The sequence below is a fragment of the Streptomyces sp. WMMB 714 genome, assembly GCF_900090125.1.
Lineage (GTDB): Bacteria > Actinomycetota > Actinomycetes > Streptomycetales > Streptomycetaceae > Streptomyces > Streptomyces daqingensis.
In genome coordinates, this window is sequence record NZ_FMHJ01000007.1 from 332,634 (window position 1) to 358,433 (window position 25,800).

Genomic DNA, 25,800 nt, shown 5'->3' on the forward strand with positions numbered 1-25,800 from the left:
CTGTCGTGTTGTGGATCTTGGGACTGGGGCTGTCACGGGGTGTCACGGGGTGTTTCGTCGTTCTCGCGAGGAGAGGTTTTTCTCTAGGGAACCGACGAAGACCCCCGTGACACCCCGTGACACTTGCCGTTTCACAACGCTCAGTAGAGCGTCAGCTACTTTCCGTTGAAGAGCATCGGATCGGGTCCGGGCTCCTCGCCGAGCAGCCGGATGCCGGTCACCAGACGCTCCCGGTCCTTGGCGCCGCCGTAGACCGTCCAGTTGCGGGTACGCACCACGCCGTTGGTCTTCTCGGCGTCACCCGAGAGGAACCAGGAGTGCTGCTGTGCCCGCGACCAGAACACCTGGTCGTTCCACGGCCGGACGCCGCGCGCTTCCGCCCACGCCTTGAACATCTCGAACACGTCGGTGCTCCGCACCGCATGGCCGGTCGCGGGCTCGAACGTCTCGTCCAGGAACCGGATCGCGTCGTTCGCCTTGGACTTCCACGCCTGCGTGTCCCGCCGCACGCGCTCCGGCACCGCCGGGGCCACCCGGCCCGCCTGGTACCAGCGCTTCGCGCCCTCCACCAGCCAGGCCAGCGCCGCTTCGTGCTGACCGTCCTCCCCGGCCTTGATGCGGTCCCGAAGGTTCGGGTCGCCCTTGCTGCCGGTGAAGGTGAACGGGAAGGTCACCAGGACCAGACGCCGCCACGTGCCGTGATCCACGGCGTCCACCTTCACGTCGTAGTTGGTGGTGACGAACAGCGTGTGCGAGGTGTCCCACGTCGTCGTGTCCTGCGCGATGTACCGGGCCGTCATGGTCTCGGTACCGATGATCTTCTTCAGGCGCTGCGCGTTCAGGTAGTCGCCCTCCGGCAGCTCCTCGATGTAGGCGAAGCGGGCGTCCTTCAACGTCATCAACTCGGTGGTGTGATCGTTGGCGTTGCCCAGCAGCGCCTTGTCCGGGACGGCCACGGCGTAGCCGCCGTCCAGCCCCTTGCCGATGGCGCCGTTGATCGCGCCGATCACGGTGGTCTTGCCGTTCTCGCCGCCTCCGGAGAGGAACAGCACCTTGTCATCCGTGCTGGTCCGGCCCGAGAGCGCCTGCCCGAACCGGACCTGAATCCAGCCGTGTTCGTCCTCCGGGAGTGCCTTCAACGCCGTGTCGAAGTCCCTGTGGCGGGCGCCCGGCATGAAGTTGGTCTTCGTCAGCCGGGTCAGGTACAGCCCGGGGTCGTGCGGCCGGAGCGCGCCGGTGCGCAGGTCGATCACGCCGTTGCCCGCGTTCAGCAGGTCGGGATGCGCATCGAACTGCGCCTGGTCGATCTCGACCAGGCCGCGCGCGACACGGCGAACGGCGTCGATCTTGCCCAGGTTGAAAAGCGTCTGGAGTTCCTTCAGCCGGTCACTGAGAGCCTTGTTGGCCGCTTTCACGGCGTCCTGCTGCTTCTCGTTGTTCCCGAGCCGGTAGGCGGCCTCCAGAGCCCGCTTGTTGTCGTCCCGGGCCGCCTGCGTCTCCCGCTTGTGCACGTCGATGACCGCCCGGCGGACTGCTTCCAACACGGTCGTGTCGGTGCAGCGCTCCCAGCGCTTGCCGGTCCAGCGGGACCACGCACTCTTGCCCCACGCGACGAACGAACCCTCCAGGTACTCCTTCGCGACGCGTGCGCCGATGTGGGCGTCCCGGATCGACCGGTTGACCTCTTCGCGGTCCTTACGCTGCTCCGCGTTCCAGATCGAATCGGTGGTCTTGTCGAAGTCGTACACCTTGATCGGGTTCTCGGACTGGCCGTTGTACTCGGCGCACTCCGCGCGATAGCCGTCCTTGTCGCCCGAGTGCTTGAGAGCGACGTGTCCCGCCACCGTCGTCAGCCAGTTATTGCCCCGGCGGTGGTCGTCCGGCGGCAGGTTCACCAGCTCGTCCAGGGTCATCCCGACGAAGTGCATGCCGCCCGCCAGGATCGTGGAGCCGTCGGCCCGCGTGATCGTGCGCGGGGTCTTGCTCTGCGCCAGCTCCGCGATCCACTCCGGCAGCAGGGCTTCCCCGGCCTCCACGGTGACCGTGTAAACGCCGACCGTCTTCGAGCCGGGAACCAGGACGTACTGGTTCGGCCCCGTCTTGAAGTCGACGGCCTCACCAAGTCCGTTGGTGTAGTCGTCCTGCGCGCCGCCCTGCTGCCCCTCGGGCAGCCTGAAGACGTGCTGGACGCCGCCACGGCCGGTCTTGTAGGTCAGGGTGTCGGCGGACCACCCGGAGGGCGCCAGAGCGGCGCACAGCGCCTCCCACGTGCCGAGTCCCGGCTTGCCGTCCGCCACGTCGATGTCCGCGACGGCCCGGCCCTTCAGGGTCTGCCCGAAGTTGAGCCGTCCCCGCTTCCCGTTCTTCGACATGTTCCACCAGGCGCGGATCTGCTGCTCGTCGGTGGTGGCGTCCTTGCTGCCGTTCTTCGAGCGGGGGTGCTTGCCGGGGCTCTTGCACGGCTTCCCGCACGTGCACTCGCCGTTGTCGACGCCGTGCAGGGGGAAGATGCCGATCCCGCGCGCCGCCAACGCCAGAGCGTTGGTCAGCAGTTCGGGGTCGGGGTCGCCCTCGGCCTTGTGGCCGTTCTGAGACGGCGTGGCCGGGGTAGCACCCTTGATGTAGCGCACCATCACGCACCCCCGCGCAGGTCGGAGGCGTTCCGGGCAATCGGCCGGCGGGGTACCGTGGTACTGCCGGGAGGAGCCGAACTACGGCTGTCGCAGGCGGTAGAATTCATCACAGCTTCTTTCGGTTATGCGGCGCCCAGGATTCGCGGTCCTACGGGCGCCGCAGCTCTTTGCGGGTGGTCTGCGCGGCGCTCACGCCGGGACCTTCTCCGGGTAGACGATGCGGGCCTTGATCCAGGCCATCAGCTCCGTCCGGGGGTAGCGGACTGCGCCGCCCTTTCCGGGGGCCAACTTGATGTAGGGCGGCCCCTCGTTACGCCACCGCATATCCGCGAGGTGCTGTACCGACCATCCGGTGATCTCGGATGTCTCGCGTGCGGTGAGCAGTTCCTTTTCCACTGCCAATCTCCTCTGCGTCGGTTGGCTTCGGAATAAGTCTCCCACCGCCCGAGGGGTGCTCCGCCGCAGGTCAGGCTCAGATCTGGAGTACCAAGCTGCCATTGGTACTGTGGTACGCCATTCCCTGAACTGCGGTGATCGTTTTGGATCTTGAATTCACGCGAGATTCCATGTGATGCAGATCACATCAGCGCTCATTAGGCACCGTTTAAACGCCTGAATTCACCGCCGCAAGGGGCTCCATAACTCACACGCGGTCGTCATCAGTTCCTCGGGCTTCCCTTTCTCGCATTCCCGCAGGTCAGCGTGTTATGACCCTCTCCGCGGTTGGAAACTTCGGTTTCACATGGAAATTCCGGTGCTCCACTAGCGGCACGAAGAGATTCCACAGCCCGAGAGGAGAAAGGGATGACGGCGAAGACGACGCTGGCGGAGATCAGCGCCACCTGGGCGCCGACTGCCAGCGTGCGCGAGGCGGCTCGCGTAGCCGGATACAGCGACTCGGCTCTGTACGCCGCGATTGCGCGCGGCGAGTGCCCGTTCCAGACGATCAAGGTTGGGGGCAAGACGCGGATCTTGACCGCCAGCCTCGTCAGGGTGCTGTCCGGCGAGCCCGACCCCACGCCCCCGGCCAGCGCGCTCCAGGCGGCCTGAGATGCCCACCCTGGACAGCCGCTGGCTGGTCTGCCGGGACGGCGACGGGCGCGTGGAGATCACCACGCACCCCGAGCACGGCCGCCGCGTGTGGGCCTGCTCCGGCTGCTTCACGGCGGGGACGGGCGAGGACAAGGCCCGCGAGCACGCGGCGCGCTGCGACACCCGCAGCCCCCTGCGCGACCACTTCATTCTGTGAACCGAAAGGAAACGATCATGACCAGCTTCATCAAGGACCGGGACGGCCGGATCACCGCTGCACCGAGCGGCGACGACTGGCGCCCCACGCGGGTCGACCTCGCGAACGCCGCCACCGAGGACGCGCTGTTCTCCGACCGGATCGGCCACGACGAGGCCGCCGGGACGGGACCCGAGCCCGGTGACCGCCTGCTCCGCTCGTACCAGACCCTCGCGGGCAACTACCTGGGCGTGTACGAGATGCAGACCGGCGAGGGCACGTTCCTGTTCTGCCGTGGCTGCCGTCTCCGCGAGGAGCACGGCTACGGCTGGGACGAGCGGACGTACGAGGCCGCCAACGAGCACGCGGCGCAGTGCAGGGTTCTGGACCGGAACTGACATGCCCCAGCGCCTGAACCAGTGGACGCCGCTCCCGCCCCGGCAGGACGACGCCCCCGTGTACGGGACGCAGCACGGCCACCGTGTGACCGTCACCGGCGACCACTGGTCGTGCTCGGGGTGCGGCAAGCAGGAGACCGCCCAGGACGCCCACCACTCCGCCCAGCAGCACGCGGCGGCCTGCGTGGCCGTCGGGCTTCACGTCGAACAGGAGAAGTGATCATGGAGACGAAGACGCAGGCGGAGACCTTCCGCTGTGCTCACACCGGGCGGAAGGTCACCGCCACCGAGTCCCGCTGGGACTGCGACGGCTGCGGCAAGGGTCGCGACGAGGAGAACGCACAGGAATTCGCCGAGCGGCACGCGCAGCTCTGCACGATTTTTCCGCTGGGCTGACCCGGCCCGGAAAGCGCTGAAGCGGCGCCCCGGCCATGGCCAAATGGGAGAGGCGCCGCTTCAACTGCTGACACCCCCAGAATACCCGCTTCCCAAGGCGCGCAGGACGATCCCCTTCCCCCGGAATCCCAATTCCCAAGAGGAGAGAATCATGATCGTTCTGCCTGAGACCGACGACGTGGTGTTCGTCGGCGGAGAAGAGAGCTGGAGCCTGTACGCGTGGCCGGTCCTCGGCTACGACGCGGCGGGGCGGGCTCTGATCGAGACCAGGAAGGGCGCCGCCCCGGTGGACGGCCCGGGGGCGCTGATCCCGCGCGCTCTGCTGGTGAAGCTTGCGGCCCTCTCCGGCTTCGATCTCGTGAACCCGGAGTACGCGGGCGTCGGGCGCTGGTACCTGAACCCCGATCTTCTGGAAGCCGAGCTGGGCGGCTGACCGCCCGAGAACGCGAAAAGACCCCCGGTCGCTCCCGGCCGGGGGTCTTTCCATTCCCAAGGAGAGGACAGCGCTTCAGCCTCCCCACCAGGATACCGCCTTGGAGAGTCCGGCAGCCCCTCCTAACTGGGCGTTTAAACACCGCCTATTCCGATATGGAATAGAGCTGTGGTACCTTTCTTCCATGCCGCACTCCCCTCGCACCGGCCCGGTCACACACCACGTGGCCGCCCGCCTCCGTGACCTCCGCGAACGCGCGGGACTGTCCACGCCCGAGCTGGCCCGAAGGCTCACCGCCTCGGGCTGGCCGACGACACAGCCGACGGTCACGAAGACGGAGATGGGTCAGCGCCGCATCGACGTGGAGGAACTGGCCGCGCTGGCGCTGGTGTTGGGCGTACGGCCCGCCGACCTTCTGCCTCCGGCTCCGCCGGACGCGCGGGAGGACGGCACCCCCAAGGAGAAGGAGAAGTGATCATGTCCAACCCGATAAAGAAGCTCCCTCCGAACGCGAAGGGGCAGGTGAGGTACCGCTTCGTCGTGGACGCGGGCACCGACCCGATCACCGGCAAGCGGCGCCAACTCACCGTCACCCGCAACACCTTGACGGAGGCCAAGAACGAGTACGGGCGCATCGTGAACGAGCGGGCCACCGGGCAGCTCGTCCTGCCGTCCAAGACCACCGTCGCCGACCTGATGACTGCATGGCTGAAGGTCTCCACGGCGGACGTGGAGGCTGCCACGAAGCGGTCGTACGAGGACGGCGCGCGGTACTCGGTGACCTTCTGCGGCCAGAAGCCTGCGCAGCAGCTCACCGAGGACGATGTGGACGCCCTGGTGGCGTGGATGCTGACCAGCGCGCGCCGCTTCGGCGGGAAGCCGGGCACGGGGCTTGGTTCCCGCACGGTCGCCCTCGCGCTGTTCTGCCTGCGGTCGGCGCTGAAGCTCGGTGTCCGGCGCGGCGTCGTGGCACGCAACGTCGCCGCCGATACGAAGATCCCCAAGGCCGCCAGGAAGGCCACCAGGGCGAGGGAGCGGGCGCGGAAGCCCTGGAACGAGGACGAGGTGCGCGTCTTCCTTGCGCACGTCGCCGGTGACCGGCTCCACGCGCCGCTGCTGCTCTCGCTGTGCGGCCTGCGTCCGGCGGAGGTCTGCGGTCTGCGCTGGTCCGCCGTGGACCTGGAGGCGGGCACGCTGTCCGTGGAATTCACCCGCACGTTGATCGCGGGCGAGGTGATCGAGAAGGACACCAAGTCGGAGGCGGGGGAGCGGGTGCTGCCTCTGCCCGCCGTCGTCGCGGCGGCACTCAAGACGTTCCGCCGTCGCCAGAAGGAAGAGAGGCTGGCCGCCGGTGAGGGCTACGAGCCGTCCGGCTTCGTGCTCGTGGACGAGCTGGGGCGCGCGGTCACGACCGAGTGGCTGCGACACAGCGCGTACCGGCTGATGCGCAGCGCGGCCGTGCGGAAGGTGCGGCTCTACGACGCGCGGCACGCCTGCCTGTCGTGGATGGCCAACAACGGCGTGCCCGACGTGGTGGTCTCCGCGTGGGCCGGTCATGCCGACCTGTCGTTCACGAAGCGGCGGTACGTGCACTCGGACCCGCAGTCGTTGGCGGCGGGGTCTGAGAAGCTGGGCGAACTGCTCGGCTAGAAGAAGATCAACAACTCCATAGCGAGCGTGATTGTTAGAGATTGTGAGAGCTGGCCTCTCCGGGCAACGGAGAAGGCCCCGATTCACAGATGGAATCAGGGTCCTGACCTTGGGTCTTGCAGTCATCCTCTGGCGCGTCCGGCGAGGCTCGGACTTGTTCTCTTCTGCATCGGGTACATACGAGCGAGTAGCACTGTCCGGTAGTGCACGGCGATCCCTGTCCCCATCCACGCGGCGAGATGAGTGAGATGACTGTCTCCGAGCGCGAAGCCCGAGAAGTAGCCGAGGCCGCACGCGAACAGGACTGGCGCAAGCCCAGCTTCGCCAAGGAAATGTTCCTGGGCCGCTTCAGGCTGGACCTGATCCACCCCCATCCCGAACCGCCGGCCGAGGACGTACGGCGCGGCGAGGACTTCCTGGCCAAGCTCCGCGACTTCTGCGAGACCTCCGTGGACGGCGCGCGGATCGAGCGCGAGGACCGCATTCCCGACGAGGTGGTCGCCGGGCTGAAGGACCTGGGCGCCCTCGGCATGAAGGTCGGCACCGAGTACGGCGGGCTCGGCCTGACGCAGGTCTACTACAACAAGGCGCTGGCGCTGGTCAGCAGCGCGAGCCCCGCCGTCGGAGCGCTCCTGTCCGCGCACCAGTCCATCGGGGTGCCGCAGCCGCTGAAGATGTTCGGCACCAAGGAGCAGAAGGACGCGTTCCTGCCCCGCTGCGCCCGCACCGACATCTCCGCCTTCCTCCTCACGGAGCCGGACGTCGGCTCGGACCCCGCGCGGCTCGCGACCACGGCCGTGCCGGACGGCGGCGACTACGTGCTCGACGGCGTGAAGCTGTGGACGACCAACGGCGTCGTCGCCGACCTCCTCGTGGTCATGGCCCGCGTCCCGAAGTCGGACGGGCACCGGGGCGGGATCACCGCATTCGTCGTGGAGGGCGACTCGGAGGGCATCACCGTCGAGAACCGCAACACCTTCATGGGTCTTCGGGGCCTGGAGAACGGCGTCACCCGCCTCCACCAGGTGCGCGTCCCCGCTGCCAACCGCATCGGCAAGGAGGGCGAAGGGCTGAAGATCGCCCTGACCACGCTGAACACGGGACGGCTCTCGCTGCCCGCCACCTGCGTGGGCGCCGGCAAGTGGTGCCTGAAGATCGCGCGCGAGTGGGGCGAGGCGCGTGTGCAGTGGGGCCGTCCCGTCGCCAGGCACGAGGCCGTGGGCAGCAAGATGTCCTTCATCGCGGCGACGACGTACGCGCTGGAGGCCGTGGTCGACCTCTGCGGTCAGATGGCCGACGAGGAGCGCAACGACATCCGCATCGAGGCCGCGCTCGCGAAGCTCTACGGCAGCGAGATGGCGTGGCAGATGGCCGACGAGCTCGTGCAGATCCGCGGCGGACGGGGCTTCGAGACGGCTGAGTCCCTCGCGGCACGGGGCGAGCGGGGCGTGCCCGCGGAGCAGCTGCTGCGGGATCTGCGGATCAACCGCATCTTCGAGGGCTCGACGGAGATCATGCATCTCCTCATCGCGCGGGAAGCGGTCGACGCACACCTGTCCGTCGCCGGTGATCTCATCGACCCGGACAAGACCTTGTCCGACAAGGGGCGAGCGGCCGTCGCCGCCGGAGGCTTCTACGCCCGCTGGCTGCCGAAGCTCGTCGCCGGCGCCGGCCAGCTCCCGGGCGCGTACGCCGACTTCGGGCAGCTCGCGGAACACCTGCGGTACGTGGAGCGCACGTCGCGCAAGCTGGCCCGCTCGACCTTCTACGCCATGTCCCGCTGGCAGGGCCGGATGGAGACCAAGCAGGGCTTCCTCGGCCGGATCGTGGACATCGGCGCCGAGCTGTTCGCCATGAGCGCCGTCTGCGTGCGGGCCGAGAAGGCGCACCGCGACGCGCTGAGCAGCTCGATCGAGGACGGCAAGGCCGCGTACCAGCTCGCGGACGCCTTCTGCAGGCAGTCGCGCGTCCGGGTCGAGGAACTGTTCGGGCGGCTGTGGCACAACACGGACGACCTGGACCGCAAGGTCGTACGCAACATCCTCGACGGCGCGTACACCTGGCTGGAGGAGGGCGTCGTCGACGCCTCGACCGAAGGCCCGTGGATCTCGGAGGCCGCCCCGGGCCCGTCGAAGAAGGAGAACGTGCACCGCCGCATCCGCTGAGGGGCGCGAGAGGCGATGCGAGGGCGGGCGCCCGGCACTGGACAACCCGGTGCCGGGCGCCCGCGCCGTCCCGGCAGGCGTGCCGGATGTGCGCGTGCTGCCACGGGCGGTGACTCCCGCGTCTCCGAGTGCCGTCAGAATGGGGCCATGACGGAATCCCTCGCCGACCCGCACCTGCGCCCCGGACCCACGGACGTGGACGTGCTGGCAGGCCCACGCGACATCGTGATCCTCGGTTCGACCGGCTCCATCGGCACGCAGGCTGTCGACGTCGTACTGAGCAATCCAGGCCGGTTCCGCGTGACCGGACTCTCCGCCGCGGGCGGCCGGGTGAAGCTCCTGGCCGGGCAGGCGCACCGGCTGCAGGTGCGCACCGTCGCGGTGGCGCGGGAGGACATGGTCGGTCAGCTGCGCGAGGCGCTGCGCGCGGAGTACGGGCGGGGGGAGCCGATCCCCGAGGTACTGGCGGGCCCCGACGCCGCCGCAGAGCTCGCCGCGAGCGACTGCCACACGGTGCTGAACGGGATCACGGGCTCCATCGGCCTCGCCCCCACCCTGGCCGCCCTGGAGGCCGGGCGGATGCTGGCGCTGGCCAACAAGGAGTCGCTGATCGTCGGCGGTCCGCTGGTCAGGTCGCTGGCCCGGCCCGGTCAGATCGTCCCGGTGGACTCCGAGCATTCGGCGCTCTTCCAGGCCCTGATGAGCGGCACCCACTCCGAGGTGCGCAAGCTGCTCGTCACCGCGTCCGGGGGCCCCTTCCGCGGGCGTTCGAAGGCGGAGCTCGCCGATGTCACGCCGCAGGAGGCCCTCGCCCACCCCACCTGGGACATGGGCCCGGTGATCACCGTCAACTCGGCGACGCTGGTCAACAAGGGACTGGAGGTCATCGAGGCCCATCTGCTCTACGACGTCCCCTTCGACCGCATCGAGGTCGTTGTCCACCCGCAGTCGGCCGTTCACTCGATGGTGGAGTACATGGACGGTTCGACCGTCGCGCAGTGCGGCCCGCCGGACATGCGCCTGCCGATCGCGCTGGGCATCGGATGGCCCCACCGCGTCCCCGACGCCGGACCGGTCTTCGACTGGTCGCGTGCGATGTCGTGGGAGTTCTTCCCGCTGGACGCCGAGGCGTTCCCGGCGGTGCCGCTCGCCTTCCGGGTGGGGCGCTCGGGCGGCACCGCGCCGGCGGTCTACAACGCCGCGAACGAGGAGTGCGTGCAAGCGTTCTTGGAAGGAAGGCTGCCGTTCTCGGGCATCGTGGATACGGTTGCCGCTGTGGTCGAGGAGCACGGGACGCCACGCGCAACCGCGTTGACGCTCGCCGATGTCCTCGACGCGGAGACCTGGGCGCGTCGGCGCGCCCGTGAACTGGCGACGGCAGCAGCGGAGGCCCGCGCATGACGACCCTCATGACGATTCTCGGCATAGTCGTCTTCATCGTCGGTCTGCTCTTCTCCATCGCCTGGCACGAACTGGGGCACCTCTCCACGGCGAAGATGTTCGGCATCCGCGTACCGCAGTACATGGTGGGCTTCGGGCCGACGATCTTCTCCCGGCGCAGGGGAGAGACGGAATACGGCGTGAAGGCGGTGCCGCTCGGCGGCTACATCCGCATGATCGGCATGTTCCCGCCTGGGGAGGACGGCGCCCTCCGCGCGCGGTCGACGTCCCCGTTCCGGGGCATGATCGAGGACGCGCGGGCCGCGGCGTTCGAGGAGCTGAAGCCCGGCGACGAGAAGCGGCTCTTCTACACGCGCGCTCCCTGGAAGCGCGTCATCGTGATGTTCGCCGGGCCCTTCATGAACCTGATCCTGGCCGTCGTCATCTTCCTCGTGGTGCTGATGTCGTTCGGCATCAACACCCAGACCACCACGGTCTCCTCCGTCTCGAAGTGCGTGATCCCCGCGTCGGCCAAGAGTGACAAGTGCCCCGCAGGCGCCAAGGACTCGCCCGCCAAGGCGGCAGGCATGCTGCCAGGCGACAAGATCGTCGCCTTCGACGGCAAGCGCGTCACCCAGTGGGAGACCCTCCAGCAGCAGATCCGCGACACCACGGGCCCCGCCACCATCACGGTCGAGAGGGACGGCGCCCGCAAGACGCTGACGGCGGATCTGATCTCGAACAAGGTGGCCAAGTCCGACGGACGCGGCAGCTACGTCGAAGGCGAGTACGTCACCGCGGGCTTCCTCGGCTTCACGCCGGCCAGCGGCGTCGTCCAGCAGTCGTTCCCGCAGTCCGTCGACCGCATGGGCGACATGATGGCCTCCGGTGTGCAGGCGCTCGTCGCACTCCCCTCCAAGGTGCCCGACCTGTGGAACGCGGCCTTCGACGGTGCGGAGCGCAAGCAGGACTCCCCGATGGGAGTCGTGGGCGCGGCCCGCGTCGGCGGTGAGGTGTTCTCGCTCGACATCCCTCCGACGCAGCGGGTGGCGACGATGCTCTTCCTCGTCGCCGGCTTCAACCTCTCGCTCTTCCTCTTCAACATGCTTCCGCTGCTGCCGCTGGACGGCGGCCACATCGCGGGCGCGCTGTGGGAGTCGGTGCGGCGGGCCTTCGCGAAGGTCTTCCGGCGCCCCGATCCGGGCCCGTTCGACGTGGCGAAGCTGATGCCCGTCGCGTACGTGGTCGCCGGGATCTTCATCTGCTTCACGCTGCTCGTCCTGGTCGCGGACGTGGTCAACCCGGTGAGACTCGCGGGGTAGTACGTCCGGCGGGCGGCCGGACGAGGACGGACACAGGAGCACCCGGGCGGCATTCGCACCCGGGTGCCCTGCTTTGGGGGAATACGTTCCGCGGATGTGCTCGTACGGGTGAAGGTGCCGTAATCTCAGGAGCTGGAGCCCGTCGATCTATCGGGACTTCTCGATCCACACCTTGGGGTTGCACGCCTGATGACAGCGACAGCGATTTCGCTCGGAATGCCGGACGTACCGACCAAACTCGTCGACCGCCGCATTAGCCGCAAGATCCAGGTCGGCCCGGTGGCCGTGGGCGGCGACGCACCGGTGTCCGTCCAGTCGATGACCACGACGCGCACCTCGGACGTGGGCGCGACGCTCCAGCAGATCGCCGAACTGACCGCCTCGGGCTGTCAGATCGTCCGCGTGGCCTGCCCGACGCAGGACGACGCGGACGCGCTCGCGACGATCGCGCGCAAGTCGCAGATCCCCGTGATCGCCGACATCCACTTCCAGCCGAAGTACGTCTTCGCCGCGATCGACGCAGGCTGCGCCGCGGTGCGCGTGAACCCCGGCAACATCAAGCAGTTCGACGACAAGGTCCGGGAGATCGCGAACGCCGCCTCCGCGGCCGGAACGCCCATCCGCATCGGCGTCAACGCCGGCTCCCTCGACAAGCGGCTGCTGCAGAAGTACGGCAAGGCGACCCCGGAGGCGCTCGTCGAGTCGGCGCTGTGGGAGTGCTCCCTCTTCGAGGAGCACGGCTTCCGCGACATCAAGATCTCGGTCAAGCACAACGACCCCGTCGTGATGATCAACGCCTACCGGCAGCTCGCCGCGCAGTGCGACTACCCGCTGCACCTGGGCGTCACCGAGGCGGGCCCGGCCTTCCAGGGCACGATCAAGTCCGCCGTCGCCTTCGGCGCGCTGCTCTCCGAGGGCATCGGCGACACCATCCGCGTCTCGCTCTCCGCGCCCCCGGCCGAGGAGTGCAAGGTCGGCATCCAGATCCTGGAGTCCCTCGGCCTCCGGCAGCGCCGCCTGGAGATCGTCTCCTGCCCGTCCTGCGGCCGCGCCCAGGTGGACGTCTACAAGCTGGCCGACGAGGTCACGGCGGGCCTGGAGGGCATGGAGGTTCCGCTGCGGGTCGCCGTCATGGGCTGCGTGGTCAACGGGCCCGGTGAGGCGCGCGAAGCGGACCTCGGCGTCGCCTCCGGCAACGGCAAGGGCCAGATCTTCGTCAAGGGCGAGGTCATCAAGACCGTCCCCGAGTCCAAGATCGTCGAGACGCTCATCGACGAGGCGATGAAGATCGCCGAGAAGATGGAGAAGGACGGCGTGGCCTCCGGCGAGCCCCAGGTCGCGATCGGCGGCTGAGGACCTCTCGTTCGGATCTCCGGGGGTCCGCGACGCCGGCTACGGCACCTTACGGGCGTGGCGCGAGGCCCCGGGAGGGGCCGGTTCCGTCCGGCAGGTGTGCCGCTCGCCCGGGGTAGGCTCGGAGAACGTCCCCTCTCCCCATCCCCGAGCCCTCGGGGCCGTCCCGGTGAGGCAGCAGACACCTTGTTGACCACCACATCCACCAGGGTCGTCGACCCCGCCGAACTCGACGACGTCCTCTCCCTGCTCGCCCGTGAGCCGGTCAACAACGCCTTCATCGCCTCCCGGGTGCACGCAGCCGGCCTCGACGCGGTGCGCCTCGGCGGCGAGATGTGGGGCTGGTACCAGCGGGGGCGTCTGAAGGCGCTCTGCTACGCCGGCGCGAACCTCGTGCCGCTGTGCGCCGGTCCCGAAGCCGTACGCGCCTTCGCCGAGCGGGCCCGGCGGCAGGGCCGGCGCTGCTCGTCCATCGTCGGCCCCGCCGAGCCGACCGCCGCTCTGTGGTCGTACCTCGAACCGCACTGGGGGCCGGCCCGCGACGTGCGCCGCCGCCAGCCGCTGATGGTGACCGAGGAGGTACCGCACGATGTGCGGCCCGATCCACTGGTGCGCCGTATCCGCAAGGACGAGATGGACCTGGTGCTGCCCGCCTGCGTGGCGATGTTCACCGAGGAGGTCGGGGTCTCCCCGCTCGCGGGGGACGGCGGTCTCGTCTACCAGTCCCGCGTCGCCGAACTCGTCGGTTCGGGCCGCTCGTTCGCCCGCGTGGAGAACGGCGAGGTCGTCTTCAAGGCGGAGATCGGCGCCGCCACCCCGCACGCCTGCCAGATCCAGGGAGTCTGGGTGGCTCCCGCGCACCGCGGCAAGGGCCTCTCGGAGAGCGGTATGGCCGCGGTCCTGCGCTACGCCCTGAACGAGGTCGCTCCGCTGGCGAGCCTCTATGTCAACGACTTCAACGAGACGGCCCGGGCGACCTACCGGAGAGTGGGCTTCCGTGAAGTGGGCGCCTTCATGAGCGTGCTGTTCTGACGCCCGTACCGGCTCGTGCACCCGGGCCGTGCTGTCCGGGCCCCGGCCGCCTGTAGCCTCCCGGCATGCTGCATTCTGCCGGGGGACCTGAGCCCCAGGACCCCCGCGGGGCCGTCATCTCTCCCCTGGACCTCGAAGCACACGTGGACGAGGCGCTGGCGGTGCAGGCGGTCGCGTTCGGGCTCGGCGACGACGAGATCGCCGTACGCCGCCACATCGTGCTGAGGCACCTGCGCACGCCGGGGGCGCGCGCCCTCGGCGCCTGGTCGGACGAGGGGCGGCTGGTGGGTTTCGTGTACGGGATGCCGAACGACCGCACGCACTGGTGGTCCTCGGTCGTCTCCGGGTACCTCCGCGCAGCGGGCCACGAGGCATGGCTGGACGACGCGTTCGTCATCACCGAACTGCACGTTCACCCGCTCTACCAGCAGCGCGGCATCGGGCGCCGCCTGATCACCCTGCTCACCGACGAGGCGGACGAACCACGCTCGCTGCTCTCCGCGATCGACACCGACAGCCCCGCCCGCGCCCTCTACCACCGGCTCGGCTACGTGGACCTCGCACGCGAGGTCCACTTCCCCAGCGCCCCCAGCCCGTACGCCGTGATGGGGGCGTGGCTGCCGCTCGGGCGGCGTTGAGGAACGCGTTTCCGTGGCGTGTGCGGCGCCGGATAGGCTCTGCCCAGTCACTTCCACCACCGCACGGAGAATTCCATGGCAGCCCGAGTCCAGCGTTTGTCCCGGTCGATGCTGAAGACACTGCGCGACGACCCGGCCGACGCCGAGACCGTCAGCCACAAGCTGCTGGTGCGCGCGGGTTACGTGCGCCGCACGGCCGCGGGCATCTGGACGTGGCTGCCCCTCGGGCTCCAGGTCCTGGAGAACGTCACGCGGGTCGTGCGCGAGGAGATGGACGCGGCGGGCGCCCAGGAGGTGCTGCTCCCGGCGCTGCTCCCCAAGGAGCCGTACGAGGTGTCTGGGCGCTACGACGAGTACGGCGACCTGCTCTTCCGCCTCAAGGACCGCAAGGGCGCGGACTACCTGCTCGGTCCCACGCACGAGGAGATCTTCACCCAGGTCGTCAAGGACCAGTGCTCGTCCTACAAGGACCTGCCCGTCACGCTGTACCAGATCCAGACGAAGTACCGGGACGAGGCCCGGCCCCGTTCGGGCATCCTCCGCGGCCGCGAGTTCACGATGAAGGACGCCTACTCCTTCGACCTCAGCGACGAGGGCCTCGCCGAGTCCTACCGGCAGCAGCGGGAGGCGTACACGCGGATCTTCGAGCGCCTCGGTCTCGACTACCGGATCGTGTCCGCCGTCAGCGGCGCCATGGGCGGTTCCGCCTCGGAGGAGTTCCTCGCCCCGGCCGCCGCCGGTGAGGACACCTATGCGCAGTGCCCGTCCTGCGGTTTCGCCGCGAACACCGAGGCCCTGTCGGTCGCCGTCGTGCCCGCGCCGTCCGCGGACCACCCGGAGACCGAGGAACTGGACACCCCGGACACCCCGACGATCGAGACGCTCGCCGAGCACCTCGGCGTCCCGGCCTCCGCAACGCTGAAGAACCTGCTGGTGAAGGTCGACGGCGAGATTGTCGCCGTGGGCGTGCCGGGCAACCGCGAAGTGGACATGGGCAAGCTCGCCGAGCATCTCGCGCCCGCCGAGGTCGAGTTGGTCACCGCGGAGGACTTCGTCGGCAGGCCCGACCTCGTCCGCGGCTACGTCGGCCCGCAGAACGGCATGGCCGGCAAGGCTTTCCGTTACCTCGCCGATCCGCGCGTCGCCCCCGGCACCGAGTGGATCACCGGCGCCAACAAGGCGGACAAGCACGCGCGGCACGTCGTGTGCGGCCGCGACTTCGAGGTGGACGACTACCTGGACGTGGTCGTCGTGGAGCCGGGCGACCCCTGCCCGTCCTGCGGTGCGGGCATCGAGCTCGGCAGGGCGATCGAAATCGGCCACATCTTCCAGCTCGGCCGCAAGTACGCCGATGCCTTCGAACTCGACGTCCTCGGCCAGAACGGCAAGCCCACCCGCGTGACGATGGGCTCGTACGGCATCGGTGTGACGCGAGCCGTCGCAGCGCTCGCCGAGCAGACAGCCGACGAGCAGGGGCTGTGCTGGCCGCGTGAGATCGCTCCGGCAGACGTCCACGTCGTCGCGGCGGGCAAGGCGATGCAGACCGAACTCGCCCTGGAGGTCGCCGAACAGCTCGGTGCCGCCGGTACGCGTGTGCTGGTCGACGACCGCACGGGCGTCTCACCGGGCGTGAAGTTCACCGACGCCGAACTGCTCGGCGTCCCCACGATCCTCATCGTGGGCCGCGGAGCGAAGGACGGCCTCGTCGAGGTGAAGGACCGCCGTACCGGGGAGCGCGAGGAGCTGCCGATCGCGGAGGCGGTCTCGCGGCTCTCCCTCGCCTGACGGCGGCGCACCGCCGCGTGGCGTCCCGGCCCGGCAGGTTTCTGCCGGGCCGTCGGCGTGCGAGCAGCGCACGGCAGCTGGGCGGCCAGGCGGACGCGGCACCGGTGCGGGGGTCACGCAGAGGCGTCCCGCGCCCTCCGCCGCTCCAGGTCGAGCGTCTGCTGAGCCGTCGCCGCCATGGCCTCGTCGACCATCTGCCCCTCGAAGGCCACGGCGCCTCTGCCCCTGCTCTGCGCCTCCCGCACGGCGGCCACCAGACGTCTGCAGCGGTCGAGTTCGGCTGCACCGGGGGAGAAGACGTCGTTGACGACGGGGACGTGCGAGGGGTGGATCGCCATCATCCCCGTGTAGCCGAGGGAGCGGTTCTGCTCCGCGAAGCGGCGCAGCCCGTCGAGGTCGTCGATCTGCGTCCACAGGCCGGCCACCGGATGGGGGGCGCCCGAGGCCCGGACGTCCAGCAGTACGCGTGAGCGCAGCGCGAGAGTCTCCAGCCCCTCCGGGCTCCACCGGTAGCCGACGGCGCGTTCGACGTCCCCTCCGGCTCCGGTGAGCGCACCGAGGTGGGCGACGCGGGAGGCCGCCGAGCCGATCTCGTACGCGTTGCGCAGCGACAGTGCGCTCTCCAGAAGCGGGACCAGGCCGATGCTGCCGGGTGCGAGGCCCTCCTCGCGTTCGCACCAGCCCAGCAGCCGGTCCGCGAACCGGACGTCTTCCTCGTCCCGCACCTTGGGCAGGACGACGCCCGCGAGACCGGGAGCTGCGACCGTGCGGAGTGCGTCGGCCGCAGCCCAGCTCTCCAGGGCGTTGACGCGCACGAACAGGGCCATGCGCCCCGCGTCTTCGGCGCGTGCGCCCCTGGCGGCCACGGCCTCGCCCACTTCGGCGCAGGCTGCCGCCTTGTCCTGCTCCGGTACGGCGTCCTCGAGGTCGAGGATCGCGGCGTCCGCTCCCGCGGCCTCGGCCTTGGCCAGCCACTCCGTCCGGTTGCCCGGCACGAACAGCAGGGAGCGCAAGGGGAGACGGCTGGTTCCTCCCTTGTCCGTACGGCCGGCCGCGCTGCTGTCAGACGACACCCTGCTGCTCCAATTCCGCCAGCCGCTCGTCGTCGAGGCCGAGCCACTGCTGGTAGACGAGGCGGTTGTCCTGGCCCAGCTCCGGGCCCGTGCGCCACACCTTTCCGGGCTGCTGCCGGAAGTGCGGGATGACGGCCTGCATCCGCACCGGGCCGAGCTGCGGATCGTCGACGGTGACGATGTCCTCGCGTTCGGCGTACACGGGGTCCTCCGCGATGTCCGCGGCGTCGAACACCCGGGAGGCCACCACCTCGCAGCGTTCGAACTCCTCCAGGCAGACGGCCGTGGGCCTCTGCGCGACCCACGCGCGCAGTGCGTCGTCCAGGCGTCCGCGCCCGGCCTGCTGCTGTTCGACCGTGGCGAACTCCTCCTCCGGCAGCCCGAGCAGACGTACGACGTTCAGCACGGACCGCAGCGTCGCCGACGTGACAGTGATCCACTCCTCGTCCATGGACCGATATGTGTTGATCACGGCCGCCGGTGCGATCGCCAGCTGGTTGCCCGAGCGCTGCGGCACTGTTCCGAGCTGATCGTGGACGATGACCTGCCACTCGACGAGCCGGAAGAGCGGTTCGAAGAGCGCGAGGTCGATCCACTCGCCGTCGAAGGCGGGGTCGTTCGCCTTGCGGTGGAGCGCCGCCAGGACCGCGTACGCGCCCATCAGCCCGTTGACCGCGTCCCCGTGGGAGAAGCCCGTGTGCACGGGTGGCCCGTCGGGGAAGCCCGTGAGGTGCACGACTCCGCTGCGGGCCTCGCCCATCTTCCCGAAGCCCGGCTGATCGGCCTGCGAGGAGGTCGCTCCGTAGCCCGAGATCTGCAGCATCACGGCCTCGGGGTTCAGACGGTGGACGCTTTCCCAGTCCAGCCCCCACTCGCGCAGCCGCCCGGGGCGGAAGGTGACGATCACGACGTCCGCCCAGGCGACGAGCCGGTGTGCGAGTTCCCGTCCCTGGTCCTGGCGGAGGTCGAGGGTGACCGACCGCTTGTTGCGCCCGGCCACCTTGAACCACAGGGGGACGCCCTCGCGCCGGGGACCCATCGAGCGGGCCGCGTCCCCCGTGCCGGGCGGCTCGACGTGGACGACGTCCGCACCCTGGTCGGCGAGCATCGAGCCGGCCAGCGGCCCGGCGACGACATGGGCGAACTCGACCACTTTCAGGCCGGTCAGCTGGCCGCTTCCGGCGCCGGCGTGGTGGTCCTTCGGCACGGCGGTCTCTCCCTTGCTCGGTCCGCTCGGACTGCGCCCGCGCCGGTCGCGGGAACGGCACGGGGCTTCAGGCTCCGGCCTCAGCGTCTCCGACGGGAGAAATGCCTGTCCAGCAAGAAAGAACCATCAATCGATGCGCTTTTCGCATGACCGATCATCCTGGGGGCGTCACGCCCAGCTGACGTCCTCCGGCAGCTGTCCGCCTTCCTCACGGAGCGCGTCGAGCGTCTCCAGGAACCGGTGCGCGGCCAGCGGCACCGTGCGCCTCGCGCGCCTCACGACGTCGAGCCGGCGGTGGACGACGGGCCCCACCAGCGGACGCGAGACGAACGGCCCGGACCCGAGGAGGGGGAGGACGAGCGCCGGCATCGCGGAGACGCCCAGCCCCGCTGCCACGAGCCCGCCGACGGTCGCCACGTTCCCGGCCTCCGCCGACGGAGCGATCCGGGCGTCGATCTGCGCGAACGCGGCGTCCGCCAGCCGCCGCACGCTGGAGTCCCGGCCGACCGCGAGGTAGGGGTGCGCCGCCAGCTCCTCCCAGGAGACCTCGTCCTGCCTGGCGAGAGCGTGCTCCGGCGGGAGGACGGCGATGAACCGGTCCCGCGCCAGCGGCCGGTGCTCCAGCTGGCCAGAGGTCTCTCCGAAGGTGGTGATCGCGAAGTCGGCGTCGCCCGCCAGTACCCGGTCCAGTACGGAGCGTTCGAGACCGTCCATGATCCGCATGGCGACCTGGGGACGCTCCCGGCGGAACCCCGAGATCACCCGCGGCAGCAGCACGGCGGCCACGGAGGGGAGGGTCGCCACCGCGACGGTTCCCGACTCCCCGAGCAGGAAACGCTGCAACTCCTTCATGCCCGCCCGGTGGGCGTTGACGATCTGGTCGGCGATGCGCAGCGCTTCCACCCCTGCCGCGGTCAACTGCACGTTCCGGGTGTCCCGTTCGAGCAGCTGAGCGCCGAGGAGCCGCTCGAGATCGGCGACAGCGCGGCTCAACGACGACTGGGAGACGTGCAGTTCGGCGGCCGCAGCGGTGAAGCTCGCCGCCCGGGCGACGGCCGCGAAGGCGGACAACTGCCGGAGGGTGGCATCCATGACCGCGGAGCATAGGTGCTTCCCTGACGAACTGATGCGCATCTCGCATAGATGAATCCCAGTTCGATGCTGGACAGCGATCCGACGCGCCTTCGACACTGCCGGGCAATGCGGCAGCACCCCCACCACGTACGCCACCGGCCGCCACGACAGAGGAGCGAGAGACCATGCTGGCAGCGCTGGGATTCACCACGATCGGGCTCTTCCTGGTGCTGACCATGACCAGGCGACTGTCCGTCCTCGTCGCCCTGGTGCTGCTGCCCGTGCTCGCGGCTGTGGCGGGGGGATTCGCCGGGGAGCTCGGCGACATGATCCTCGAAGGCCTGACGACGGTGGCACCCACCGGCATCATGATCGCCTTCGCCTACCTCTTCTTCAGCCTCATGGTCGACGCCGGCCTCTTCGACCCCCTCATCCGCGGCATCCTCCGCTTCGGCCGCCGTGACCCGCTGCGAATATGCACGGGCACGGCAGTGCTCACCATGTGCGTGGCCCTCGACGGCGACGGAGCGTCCACGTTCCTCATCACGGTCTCCGCGCTGCTGCCCGTCTACCGGCGGCTCGGCATGCGCCCCCTGGTGCTCAGCGGGATCATCTGCCTGGGGGCCGGTGTGATGAACATGATTCCCTGGGGCGGACCGACGGTACGGGCAGCGGCCGCCCTCAAGCTGGACACCTCGGAGGTCTTCCTGCCGGTGCTTCCCGCCATGGGCTGCGGCATCGCATGGGTGCTGGTCGCCTCGTACCTCATCGGCAGGCGCGAGCGGAACCGCCTGGGCGCCCTCGCAGCGCCACCCGGTGCGGGCGCGGAGAAGGCGGCGGACGGGACGGCCGGGCCGCCGCCCGGCACGGCCACCGGGTCCGGACGGCAGGCGGGCGAGCAGGGTGCGCAGCCCCGGACGACCGCCCCCGGCGCGGAGGAGGAGCCCGTCGCGCTCGCCGTCGGCGGGCGCCCCCGCACGTGGCTGACGGTCTTCAACCTGGTGCTCACGCTGACGCTGCTGGTCGCCCTGGTCCTCCAAGTCATGCCGCTGGAGGTCCTGTTCGTCATCGGCTTCGCCGTCGCGCTCCTCGTCAACCACCCCAGGTGGGAGGACCAGCAGGCGCTGCTCGACCGGCACGGCAAGAACGTCGTCCTGGTCACCACCATGATCTTCGCAGCGGGCGTCCTCACCGGCGTACTGACCGAGACCAAGATGATCGACGAGATGGCGAAGGCCCTCGTCTCGGTCGTCCCCCCGTCCCTCGGCGGGCACCTGCCGGGCGTCGTCGCCGTCACCGGAATGCCGCTGAGCCTCGCCCTGACCCCCGACGCCTACTACTTCGGCGTCCTGCCCGTGCTCTCCGAGACGGCGGGAGGATTCGGCACGGGACGGGCCGAGATCGCCAGGGCCGCCATCCTCGGCCAGATGACGACGGGCTTCCCCCTCAGCCCGCTCACGGCCTCGACGTTCATCCTGGTCGGCATGGCGGGCGTCCAGCTCGGGGAGCACCAGCGCTTCATCTTCGGATGGGCCTTCGGCACGACGGTCGTCATGACGGCCGCCGCGCTCCTCACCGGCGCCATCGGGCTCTGACGGCGGCTCCACGTCCTCCGGGGCGGCCCCGCCCGGTTCCGCGGGCAGCGGTCAGAGCCACCCGGCGAACTCCAGCAGCAGCTCCCCGTCCTCACGCTGACCGCTGCTCATGTGCCGTACGCCCGATTCGACGGCCCGGTAGAGCGCCCATCCGCGCAGCCGCTCGCGGTCCACCTCCAGGCCGTCGGCGAGCTTGTTCAGACGCCTGCGGGTAGCCGCGGCGGCGCCGGGCGAGGCGACGAGGTCGTGCAGCCTGTCCCGTACGAGCCGCGCCAGGTCGAACGTGCGCTCGCCCAGCAGCGGATCGGGACCCGCCGCCAGCCACGGAGCGCGTCCGGCGTCCGACGCCAGCACGGCCCCCTGACGGAAGTCGCCGTGCAGCAGCACCTCTTCCGGCTGGTCGGACAGCAGCGCCTCCCGCAGCTCCAGCGCCTCGTCCCGGAGCGGGCGGACGTCCTCCGGCGCGGACGAGCGGAGCAGAGCGCTGCCGGCAGCGGTGTGCTCGGCGAGCGTGGCGAGCGCGGCAGCACCGTCCGGCGCCCCGGCCCCCACGCTCCCGGCACCCATCTCGGCACCGGGGGCCACCCACAGCCTGCGCACCGCCGAAGCTGCCTCCAGCATGGCCTTCGCCTCCGGCAGCGAGCGAAGCGACGTCTCTCCGTGCAGCCGCTCCAGCAGCAGCGCGCCGTCCTCGACGTCCGAACGCAGCAGGCGGACGGCTCCTCCGCCGTCCCACAGCCGCAGGGCGGCGCACTCGCGCTCGGCGCGCTCCCGCGCACCCGCCAGATACGGAGCGAGCAGCTTCAGCGCTGCGGGGGAGCCGTCAGCCTGCCGCACGAGCACCACGAGGCTGCTCCTGCCCCCGGGCGAGACGATCCGCTCCGGCGTCAGCTCCCAGCGGTCGAGCATCAGTCCCAGCAGTGCGGAGAGCCCGTCGAGCCACTGCTCACCGGCCTTGCCCGTCTGCTCGCCGACGTGGCCGTGCTGCGAGCGGAGGGAACGCACAAGCCGCTGCGGGGGGTCGAGAGGCAGTGCAGAAGGCATACGGTGAGGTCGGCCTTTCGAAGCGGTGGTCGAAACGTTCCGTCACCGGCACCTCGACGGCTGCGGACGGTCAGAGCGGATCTGACGTCGCGCTCTCCGTCGGTGAGCCCGAGGGGGCGGCGTCCTCGCCGTCGGAGTGCTCGGTGAGACCAGGGAAGGCTACGCCGCTGCCCCGCCACCGCGCCGACCGGACCGCCGCCTCGCGCAGCGCGCCCGCGGCCTCGCGCCTGCGGGCCCCCTCGCCGGCCCGTACGAGATCCGCGTACGCGCCGGCCAGCCGGTCCTCCAGCTCCGCGGCGAGGCGTACCGCCGCCGCGCTGTCGGGCACCGCGAACGGCAGGGCGTACGCGGCGGCCGCCGCTTCCGGCTCGGCGCCCAGGTCGCGTGCCTCGCGGCGCAGCGCGTCCCGCCGCGCCCGGTGCGCGTCGTGCGCCTGACGGGCTTCGTCCCGCCGGTCCTCAGCGATGCGCCCGCCCACGACGCCGTAGCCGTAGACGGTCGCGTGTTCGGCGGCGAGCGCCGCCTGCACCGCGTCGACCAGCTTCTTCATGCGCCCTCGTCCTCCCCGTCCTGCTCGCCGGCTCCCAGCAGATACGCGTGGACGGCGCCCGCGGCGGCCACCGACGCCAGCAGGCGCGCGAGTTCGGGAGGCGCTTCGGCGAGCGCCGCGTTCCGCTCGTCCGCCGTGCGCCGCTCCGCGTCCCCCAACGCGGCCAGCGCCGCCTTCTCCTTGCGGGGTACGGCGGCGCCCTTGCCGTCACCGCCCTCGGTGCCGCCGCCCCCTGCCGCGCCGTCCTTCCCGCGCCCGGCGTCCTTCTTGCCCGCGAGGACCTCGGCGTGCCGGAGGGCCACCGCGTGCAGGGGACGGAGCTTGTCCGCGAGCCCGGAGTGCGCGTCGATCGTCGCCTCGTAGCGCGCCGCCAGCGCGCGGCTCTGCCCGGCCGCCTTCTTCCGCAGGCTCTGCTCCCTGCGGGCGGCCTGCGCATCGTCCTCGTCGGCGCCGTCCGTGCACCCCGTGGCCGCGCCCAGCGCTGCGAGGGGGCCCAGGGCGCTCAGCGTCCCGGTCAGCATCGACCGTCTGCGCGGTCCGGCTGCCGGTGACGGCGTGAGCGGCATGGGGGCACTCCTTGGACACGAGTCGGCGCTCGAACATCTGCGGTGAGCACCGCGTACGGTGATCATCGCCACGCGAGCGTACCCGCGCGCTGTCGAACGCACCGCCGGGCCGCCCCTGTTGCCCCATGCGTACCCGAACGTTCCTGACTTCCCGCGCGGATCCCCCATCTGGTCGGCGGTGCGCGCGCCAGACGTTAGGCTTGGAGCGGCGAACGCCCCCTGTCACGAGGCCCCCTACAACAGCACACGCGGCCGAGGAGTCACCCGGATGAGCACCACCCAGAGCGAGAGGCTGCGCGGGCTGCTGGAACCGCTGGTCGGCAAGAAGGGGCTGGACCTCGAAGAGGTCGAGGTGACCCCCGCGGGCAAGCGCCGCGTCCTCCGCGTCGTCGTCGACTCCGACGACGGAGTCCAGCTGGACACGTGCGCGGAGCTGAGCCGCACGCTCTCGGCGGCGCTGGACGAGACGGACGTGATGGGCGGCAGCCCGTACGTCCTGGAAGTGACCTCCCCCGGCGCGGACCGCCTCCTGACCGAGCAGCGGCACTACCGCCGCGCCTCGGGGCGGCTGGTCAAGGCCGATCTCACCGACGCCGCCGGGGGCGGCGAGGTCACCGCCCGTATCACGGCGGTGGACGACGAGGGCATCGATCTCGAGGTCCCCGGCGTGAAGGGCCGCAAGCCCACCCGCCGCAGGCTCGCCTTCGGCGACATCGCCAAGGCCCGGGTGGAGATCGAGTTCAACCGCAAGGCCGCCGAGAGCAGAGCGCAGGACGGGTCCGCGGCCGCTGACGAGGAAGGCAAGGAGGAGGCGTAGCCGTGGACATCGACATGAGTGCCCTGCGCGGGCTGGTGAGGGAGAAGGAGATCTCGCTCGATCTGCTGATCGAGGCGATTGAGTCCGCTCTCCTCATCGCCTACCACCGCACGGAGGGCAGCCGCCGTGACGCCCGCGTCGAACTGGACCGCAAGACGGGCCACGTGACGGTGTGGGCCAAGGAGAGCCCGTCGGAGCTGGAGGAGGGCGCCGAGCCGCGCGAGTTCGACGACACCCCCAGCGGCTTCGGCCGTATCGCCGCGACCACCGCCAAGCAGGTCATCCTGCAGCGGCTGCGGGACGCCGAGGAGGAGGTCACCTTCGGCGAGTACGCGGGCCGCGAGGGCGATGTCGTCGCGGGCGTCGTGCAGCAGGGCAAGGACCCCAAGAGCGTGCTCGTCGACATCGGCAAGCTGGAGGCCATCCTTCCGCCGCAGGAGCAGGTGCCCGGCGAGGACTACTCGCACGGCACCCGGCTGCGCACGTACGTGGTCCGGGTCGCCAAGGGCGTGCGCGGTCCGTCCGTGACGCTGTCGCGCACCCACCCGAACCTCGTCAAGAAGCTCTTCGAGCTGGAGGTGCCGGAGATCGCCGACGGCTCGGTCGAGATCGCCGCCATCGCCCGTGAGGCCGGTCACCGTACGAAGATCGCCGTTCGCTCCACCCGCTCCGGCCTGAACGCCAAGGGCGCCTGCATCGGCCCGATGGGCGGCCGGGTGCGCAACGTCATGGCGGAGCTCCACGGCGAGAAGATCGACATCGTCGACTGGTCGGACGACCCGGCGGATCTCGTCGCCCACGCGCTCTCCCCGGCACGTGTGAATCAAGTCGAGATCGTCGATCTCGCCGCACGCTCCGCCAGGGTGACGGTGCCCGACTACCAGTTGTCACTGGCCATCGGCAAGGAAGGCCAGAACGCCCGTCTCGCCGCCCGGCTGACCGGCTGGCGCATCGACATCCGCCCGGACACGGCGGACGCCGGCGAGCCCGTCTCCGCAGAGCCCGAATCGGCCTCCGGACACGCTGCCGAACAGGGCTGAAACCATAAGGGTGCCGCTTACCCCCGAAGGGGTGCAGCGGTGCGGGGAGGTAGACTCAAGGGTGTCTGGCCGGACGCAAGTCCGAGCATGCCCACAGCGCACTTGCGTGGGCTGTCGGAAGCGCTCGGACAAACCCGATCTGCTGCGTGTGGTGCTCACCGCGGGACGGTGCGTTCCCGATCTTCGGGGTACGCTGCCCGGCCGGGGTGCGTATCTGCATCCCACGTCTGCATGCCTCGAGCAGGCAGTGCGCCGGCGGGCGTTCAACCGGGCCTTCAGAGGTCCGGGCCCGTTCGACGTGGCGGAGCTTCGCCGGCAGGTGGAGCAGATCGAGCAGACGAAACCGTAAGACAGTCCGTTCGGAACCCTCCGTTCGGAGAGGTACCTCGCGAGTCGGAAGTAGGTCGAGATTGCGATGAGC

27 protein-coding genes are annotated in these 25,800 nt (G+C 70.3%); 19 read left to right on the forward strand and 8 right to left on the reverse strand.

Annotated elements, in window-relative coordinates; all coding sequences use genetic code 11:
• Positions 1 to 155: 155 nt before the first annotated feature.
• Both H181DRAFT_RS15635 and H181DRAFT_RS15640 read right to left on the reverse strand, forming a co-directional pair.
• Positions 156 to 2,633 carry a phage/plasmid primase, P4 family gene (locus H181DRAFT_RS15635; protein WP_045865036.1) on the reverse strand — a complete coding sequence of 826 codons (2,478 nt, stop codon included), beginning with the start codon at positions 2,631 to 2,633 and terminating at the stop codon, positions 156 to 158.
• Between the two features lie 189 nt (positions 2,634 to 2,822).
• Positions 2,823 to 3,029, reverse strand: a complete 207-nt coding sequence (locus H181DRAFT_RS15640; RefSeq protein ID WP_052708598.1) for a helix-turn-helix transcriptional regulator — start codon at positions 3,027 to 3,029, stop codon at positions 2,823 to 2,825.
• 408 nt (positions 3,030 to 3,437) lie between these two features.
• Between H181DRAFT_RS15640 and H181DRAFT_RS15645 the strand changes: the two genes are divergently transcribed.
• From H181DRAFT_RS15645 to H181DRAFT_RS15710, 15 genes are all read left to right on the forward strand, one after another.
• Positions 3,438 to 3,683, forward strand: a complete 246-nt coding sequence (locus H181DRAFT_RS15645) for a helix-turn-helix domain-containing protein (RefSeq protein WP_045865038.1) — start codon at positions 3,438 to 3,440, stop codon at positions 3,681 to 3,683.
• Position 3,684: 1 nt separating this feature from the next.
• Positions 3,685 to 3,882, forward strand: coding sequence for a hypothetical protein (locus tag H181DRAFT_RS15650; RefSeq protein WP_045865039.1), 198 nt, complete (start codon positions 3,685 to 3,687; stop codon positions 3,880 to 3,882).
• A gap of 17 nt (positions 3,883 to 3,899) precedes the next feature.
• Positions 3,900 to 4,259: a hypothetical protein gene (locus H181DRAFT_RS15655; protein WP_045865040.1), complete on the forward strand. Its 360-nt coding sequence runs from the start codon at positions 3,900 to 3,902 to the stop codon at positions 4,257 to 4,259.
• Position 4,260: 1 nt separating this feature from the next.
• Complete coding sequence (locus tag H181DRAFT_RS15660; protein ID WP_045865041.1) at positions 4,261 to 4,479, forward strand: hypothetical protein; 219 nt, start codon at positions 4,261 to 4,263, stop codon at positions 4,477 to 4,479.
• Positions 4,480 to 4,481: 2 nt separating this feature from the next.
• Positions 4,482 to 4,655 (forward strand): hypothetical protein, encoded by a 174-nt coding sequence (locus H181DRAFT_RS29470; protein WP_158715443.1) that lies wholly within the window; start codon positions 4,482 to 4,484, stop codon positions 4,653 to 4,655.
• Positions 4,656 to 4,806: 151 nt separating this feature from the next.
• The gene (locus tag H181DRAFT_RS15665) at positions 4,807 to 5,088 is read left to right on the forward strand and encodes a hypothetical protein (RefSeq protein ID WP_045865042.1); all 282 of its coding nucleotides are present in this window, start codon (positions 4,807 to 4,809) and stop codon (positions 5,086 to 5,088) included.
• Between the two features lie 184 nt (positions 5,089 to 5,272).
• On the forward strand, positions 5,273 to 5,563 hold the full coding sequence (locus H181DRAFT_RS15670) for a helix-turn-helix domain-containing protein (protein WP_052708599.1): 291 nt from the start codon (positions 5,273 to 5,275) through the stop codon (positions 5,561 to 5,563).
• Between the two features lie 2 nt (positions 5,564 to 5,565).
• Positions 5,566 to 6,738 (forward strand): site-specific integrase, encoded by a 1,173-nt coding sequence (locus H181DRAFT_RS15675; RefSeq protein WP_045865043.1) that lies wholly within the window; start codon positions 5,566 to 5,568, stop codon positions 6,736 to 6,738.
• A 248-nt stretch (positions 6,739 to 6,986) separates the two neighbouring features.
• Positions 6,987 to 8,903, forward strand: coding sequence for an acyl-CoA dehydrogenase family protein (locus tag H181DRAFT_RS15680; RefSeq protein WP_045865044.1), 1,917 nt, complete (start codon positions 6,987 to 6,989; stop codon positions 8,901 to 8,903).
• A gap of 147 nt (positions 8,904 to 9,050) precedes the next feature.
• A complete protein-coding gene (dxr, locus tag H181DRAFT_RS15685) occupies positions 9,051 to 10,304 on the forward strand; it encodes a 1-deoxy-D-xylulose-5-phosphate reductoisomerase (RefSeq protein WP_045865045.1) in 1,254 nt (417 codons plus the stop codon).
• Positions 10,301 to 11,605: a M50 family metallopeptidase gene (locus H181DRAFT_RS15690; RefSeq protein ID WP_045865046.1), complete on the forward strand. Its 1,305-nt coding sequence runs from the start codon at positions 10,301 to 10,303 to the stop codon at positions 11,603 to 11,605. Before dxr ends, H181DRAFT_RS15690 begins: the two co-directional genes overlap by 4 nt.
• Positions 11,606 to 11,794: 189 nt before the next feature.
• Complete coding sequence (gene ispG / locus H181DRAFT_RS15695) at positions 11,795 to 12,958, forward strand: flavodoxin-dependent (E)-4-hydroxy-3-methylbut-2-enyl-diphosphate synthase (RefSeq protein WP_045865047.1); 1,164 nt, start codon at positions 11,795 to 11,797, stop codon at positions 12,956 to 12,958.
• 186 nt (positions 12,959 to 13,144) lie between these two features.
• Positions 13,145 to 13,990, forward strand: coding sequence for a GNAT family N-acetyltransferase (locus H181DRAFT_RS15700; protein WP_045865048.1), 846 nt, complete (start codon positions 13,145 to 13,147; stop codon positions 13,988 to 13,990).
• A 65-nt stretch (positions 13,991 to 14,055) separates the two neighbouring features.
• A complete protein-coding gene (locus tag H181DRAFT_RS15705) occupies positions 14,056 to 14,628 on the forward strand; it encodes a GNAT family N-acetyltransferase (RefSeq protein ID WP_045865049.1) in 573 nt (190 codons plus the stop codon).
• Positions 14,629 to 14,703: 75 nt separating this feature from the next.
• Positions 14,704 to 16,413 carry a proline--tRNA ligase gene (locus tag H181DRAFT_RS15710; protein ID WP_045865050.1) on the forward strand — a complete coding sequence of 570 codons (1,710 nt, stop codon included), beginning with the start codon at positions 14,704 to 14,706 and terminating at the stop codon, positions 16,411 to 16,413.
• Between the two features lie 113 nt (positions 16,414 to 16,526).
• Here H181DRAFT_RS15710 and H181DRAFT_RS15715 read toward each other — a convergent pair whose 3' ends face one another.
• From H181DRAFT_RS15715 to H181DRAFT_RS15725, 3 genes are all read right to left on the reverse strand, one after another.
• On the reverse strand, positions 16,527 to 17,486 hold the full coding sequence (locus tag H181DRAFT_RS15715) for an HpcH/HpaI aldolase/citrate lyase family protein (RefSeq protein ID WP_045865051.1): 960 nt from the start codon (positions 17,484 to 17,486) through the stop codon (positions 16,527 to 16,529).
• Positions 17,476 to 18,693: a CaiB/BaiF CoA transferase family protein gene (locus H181DRAFT_RS15720; RefSeq protein WP_045865052.1), complete on the reverse strand. Its 1,218-nt coding sequence runs from the start codon at positions 18,691 to 18,693 to the stop codon at positions 17,476 to 17,478. The genes H181DRAFT_RS15715 and H181DRAFT_RS15720 overlap by 11 nt, the downstream gene beginning before the upstream one ends.
• A gap of 168 nt (positions 18,694 to 18,861) precedes the next feature.
• Positions 18,862 to 19,785: a LysR family transcriptional regulator gene (locus H181DRAFT_RS15725; RefSeq protein WP_045865053.1), complete on the reverse strand. Its 924-nt coding sequence runs from the start codon at positions 19,783 to 19,785 to the stop codon at positions 18,862 to 18,864.
• Between the two features lie 167 nt (positions 19,786 to 19,952).
• On the opposite strand from H181DRAFT_RS15725, the gene H181DRAFT_RS15730 reads away from it, so the two are divergent.
• Entirely contained in the window at positions 19,953 to 21,362 is a 1,410-nt protein-coding gene (locus H181DRAFT_RS15730; RefSeq protein WP_045865054.1) for a CitMHS family transporter, read from the forward strand.
• Positions 21,363 to 21,413: 51 nt separating this feature from the next.
• Here H181DRAFT_RS15730 and H181DRAFT_RS15735 read toward each other — a convergent pair whose 3' ends face one another.
• The 3 genes from H181DRAFT_RS15735 to H181DRAFT_RS15745 form a co-directional block, all read right to left on the reverse strand.
• Positions 21,414 to 22,406 (reverse strand): aminoglycoside phosphotransferase family protein, encoded by a 993-nt coding sequence (locus H181DRAFT_RS15735; protein WP_045865055.1) that lies wholly within the window; start codon positions 22,404 to 22,406, stop codon positions 21,414 to 21,416.
• A gap of 70 nt (positions 22,407 to 22,476) precedes the next feature.
• Complete coding sequence (locus H181DRAFT_RS15740; protein ID WP_045865056.1) at positions 22,477 to 22,956, reverse strand: ferritin-like domain-containing protein; 480 nt, start codon at positions 22,954 to 22,956, stop codon at positions 22,477 to 22,479.
• On the reverse strand, positions 22,953 to 23,522 hold the full coding sequence (locus H181DRAFT_RS15745) for a hypothetical protein (protein WP_045865057.1): 570 nt from the start codon (positions 23,520 to 23,522) through the stop codon (positions 22,953 to 22,955). Before H181DRAFT_RS15745 ends, H181DRAFT_RS15740 begins: the two co-directional genes overlap by 4 nt.
• Before the next feature lie 268 nt (positions 23,523 to 23,790).
• Here H181DRAFT_RS15745 and rimP point away from each other — a divergent pair, with 268 nt between their 5' ends.
• The 3 genes from rimP (at position 23,791) to H181DRAFT_RS15760 (ending at position 25,728) form a co-directional block, all read left to right on the forward strand.
• Positions 23,791 to 24,339, forward strand: coding sequence for a ribosome maturation factor RimP (gene rimP, locus H181DRAFT_RS15750; protein ID WP_045865058.1), 549 nt, complete (start codon positions 23,791 to 23,793; stop codon positions 24,337 to 24,339).
• A gap of 2 nt (positions 24,340 to 24,341) precedes the next feature.
• Positions 24,342 to 25,379, forward strand: a complete 1,038-nt coding sequence (gene nusA / locus H181DRAFT_RS15755) for a transcription termination factor NusA (RefSeq protein ID WP_045865059.1) — start codon at positions 24,342 to 24,344, stop codon at positions 25,377 to 25,379.
• A gap of 61 nt (positions 25,380 to 25,440) precedes the next feature.
• The gene (locus H181DRAFT_RS15760; RefSeq protein WP_074467893.1) at positions 25,441 to 25,728 is read left to right on the forward strand and encodes a YlxR family protein; all 288 of its coding nucleotides are present in this window, start codon (positions 25,441 to 25,443) and stop codon (positions 25,726 to 25,728) included.
• Positions 25,729 to 25,800 lie beyond the last annotated feature (72 nt).

Excerpts from the sequence above, each read along its gene's own strand:
- H181DRAFT_RS15635 (WP_045865036.1), bottom strand. The coding sequence starts at position 2,633 with ATGGTGCGCTACATCAAGGGTGCTACCCCGGCCACGCCGTCTCAGAAC.
- H181DRAFT_RS15645 (WP_045865038.1), top strand. The coding sequence starts at position 3,438 with ATGACGGCGAAGACGACGCTGGCGGAGATCAGCGCCACCTGGGCGCCG.
- H181DRAFT_RS15650 (WP_045865039.1), top strand. The coding sequence starts at position 3,685 with ATGCCCACCCTGGACAGCCGCTGGCTGGTCTGCCGGGACGGCGACGGG.
- H181DRAFT_RS15655 (WP_045865040.1), top strand. The coding sequence starts at position 3,900 with ATGACCAGCTTCATCAAGGACCGGGACGGCCGGATCACCGCTGCACCG.
- H181DRAFT_RS15660 (WP_045865041.1), top strand. The coding sequence starts at position 4,261 with ATGCCCCAGCGCCTGAACCAGTGGACGCCGCTCCCGCCCCGGCAGGAC.
- H181DRAFT_RS29470 (WP_158715443.1), top strand. The coding sequence starts at position 4,482 with ATGGAGACGAAGACGCAGGCGGAGACCTTCCGCTGTGCTCACACCGGG.
- H181DRAFT_RS15665 (WP_045865042.1), top strand. The coding sequence starts at position 4,807 with ATGATCGTTCTGCCTGAGACCGACGACGTGGTGTTCGTCGGCGGAGAA.
- H181DRAFT_RS15670 (WP_052708599.1), top strand. The coding sequence starts at position 5,273 with ATGCCGCACTCCCCTCGCACCGGCCCGGTCACACACCACGTGGCCGCC.
- H181DRAFT_RS15675 (WP_045865043.1), top strand. The coding sequence starts at position 5,566 with ATGTCCAACCCGATAAAGAAGCTCCCTCCGAACGCGAAGGGGCAGGTG.
- H181DRAFT_RS15680 (WP_045865044.1), top strand. The coding sequence starts at position 6,987 with ATGACTGTCTCCGAGCGCGAAGCCCGAGAAGTAGCCGAGGCCGCACGC.
- dxr (WP_045865045.1), top strand. The coding sequence starts at position 9,051 with ATGACGGAATCCCTCGCCGACCCGCACCTGCGCCCCGGACCCACGGAC.
- H181DRAFT_RS15690 (WP_045865046.1), top strand. The coding sequence starts at position 10,301 with ATGACGACCCTCATGACGATTCTCGGCATAGTCGTCTTCATCGTCGGT.
- ispG (WP_045865047.1), top strand. The coding sequence starts at position 11,795 with ATGACAGCGACAGCGATTTCGCTCGGAATGCCGGACGTACCGACCAAA.
- H181DRAFT_RS15705 (WP_045865049.1), top strand. The coding sequence starts at position 14,056 with ATGCTGCATTCTGCCGGGGGACCTGAGCCCCAGGACCCCCGCGGGGCC.
- H181DRAFT_RS15710 (WP_045865050.1), top strand. The coding sequence starts at position 14,704 with ATGGCAGCCCGAGTCCAGCGTTTGTCCCGGTCGATGCTGAAGACACTG.
- H181DRAFT_RS15725 (WP_045865053.1), bottom strand. The coding sequence starts at position 19,785 with ATGGATGCCACCCTCCGGCAGTTGTCCGCCTTCGCGGCCGTCGCCCGG.
- H181DRAFT_RS15730 (WP_045865054.1), top strand. The coding sequence starts at position 19,953 with ATGCTGGCAGCGCTGGGATTCACCACGATCGGGCTCTTCCTGGTGCTG.
- H181DRAFT_RS15735 (WP_045865055.1), bottom strand. The coding sequence starts at position 22,406 with ATGCCTTCTGCACTGCCTCTCGACCCCCCGCAGCGGCTTGTGCGTTCC.
- H181DRAFT_RS15740 (WP_045865056.1), bottom strand. The coding sequence starts at position 22,956 with ATGAAGAAGCTGGTCGACGCGGTGCAGGCGGCGCTCGCCGCCGAACAC.
- H181DRAFT_RS15745 (WP_045865057.1), bottom strand. The coding sequence starts at position 23,522 with ATGCCGCTCACGCCGTCACCGGCAGCCGGACCGCGCAGACGGTCGATG.
- rimP (WP_045865058.1), top strand. The coding sequence starts at position 23,791 with ATGAGCACCACCCAGAGCGAGAGGCTGCGCGGGCTGCTGGAACCGCTG.